Origin of the sequence: Curtobacterium sp. B8, assembly GCF_000333315.1 — a bacterium.
Classification (GTDB): Bacteria; Actinomycetota; Actinomycetes; order Actinomycetales; family Microbacteriaceae; genus Curtobacterium; species Curtobacterium luteum.
The window spans coordinates 1-1,264 of the sequence record NZ_BACW01000280.1; the positions used below are offsets into that span (position 1 = coordinate 1).

At 72.9% G+C, this 1,264-nt stretch carries 2 protein-coding genes; both read left to right on the plus strand.

Going from position 1 to position 1,264, the window contains the following annotated elements:
* Positions 1-82 precede the first annotated feature (82 nt).
* Entirely contained in the window at positions 83-595 is a 513-nt protein-coding gene (locus I59_RS06820) for a methylated-DNA--[protein]-cysteine S-methyltransferase (RefSeq protein ID WP_022903226.1), read from the plus strand.
* Positions 596-955: 360 nt separating this feature from the next.
* On the plus strand, positions 956-1,132 hold the full coding sequence (locus I59_RS22695) for a hypothetical protein (protein WP_022903227.1): 177 nt from the start codon (positions 956-958) through the stop codon (positions 1,130-1,132).
* The last annotated feature ends 132 nt before the right edge of the window (positions 1,133-1,264 follow it).

Here is a 1,264-nt window from a genome sequence, read left to right on the forward strand (position 1 = left end):
CGACCGATCGTCACCGCGCGATGGCGACGGCCGGCGTCGGCCACATGACGACTGCGGCTGCGGCCGCCCGGAAGGACGAACGATGACCGACGCGACGATCCAGACGCTGGACACCCCCGACGGCCCCTTCACCGTGCTCGAGGACGCCGAGGGGCGGGTTCTCGCCTCGGGCTGGACCGACCAGGCCGACCGGGTCCTCGCCCGGATCGCCGAACGGTACCGGCCGGGCCGGGTGCTCGACGGCCGTGTGGCCTCGGCCGACGCCGTCGACGCGTTCTACGCGGGGGAGCTCGAGCACGCGATGCAGGTCCCGGTCCGGCAGGCCGGCACCGAGCTCTTCGCCGAGGGCTGGCGGCAGCTGCGGAACATCCCCGCAGGCTCCGTCCTGACCTACCGCGAGTTCGCGGCCGCCATGGGACGACCCGATGCCGTGCGGGCCGCCGCCAGCGTCTGCGCGCGGAACGCCCCCGCGCTCTTCGTGCCCTGCCACCGGGTCCTCCGCAGCGACGGCACGCTCGGCGGCTTCGCGTGGGGCCTCGACGTCAAGCGGTCGCTGCTCGAGCGGGAGTCGGTCGGGACGACGGCGCTCGTCTGAGGGCTGCACCGCGCCGTCCTCCCCTCATTGCGGGTGTTGGCGAGCCTCGCCCGGCCTGCCATGCTCGCAGGACACCTCCCGCACGGTCCGTCCCGAGGACCCGGCGAACCGCCGTCGCACGACCTCTCGAGGACCACATGCACCCTCCCGTCCCGCCCCGGACCGTCGACCGGACCGTCGTGTCCGCGGACGGCACCGCGCTCGCGGTGACGGAGACCGGCAGCGGGCCGGCGCTCGTCGTCGTGGGCGGCGCGTTCGACCACCGCGGGACCCCGTACCTCGAGCGGCTCGTCGCAGCGCTCGCCGACTCCTACCGCGTGGTCACCTACGACCGGCGGGGGACTGCTGTGGCTGTTCGAGGTGGAGACCACCGTGTTCCCCGAGCAGATGACGCTGCTCGAAGGGCAGGCGGTCGACGCCTTCGACATCGAGTCTGCTCTCGGGCTCGATCTGGCACCGCTGGCTCGACGCGTGCTCGGAGCGAGCGGCCTCGGAGCGGAGACGGCGAAGAACAGCGGAGCTCATGACGCCGCTTGATCCCCCCGCAGAGTTCAGCTACATGGCCAGCATCGGCGCCGCGGATCGCGTCTGGGAGGACCTGGTCGCCACCGTGCCGTCACGCTTGCTCCCGCGTCTCAGCCAACTCGTCTTCGCCCTCATCAAGCCCGA

Bases quoted from the DNA above. Each gene is read 5' to 3' on its own strand.
- I59_RS06820 (WP_022903226.1), top strand. From the start codon at position 83: ATGACCGACGCGACGATCCAGACGCTGGACACCCCCGACGGCCCCTTC.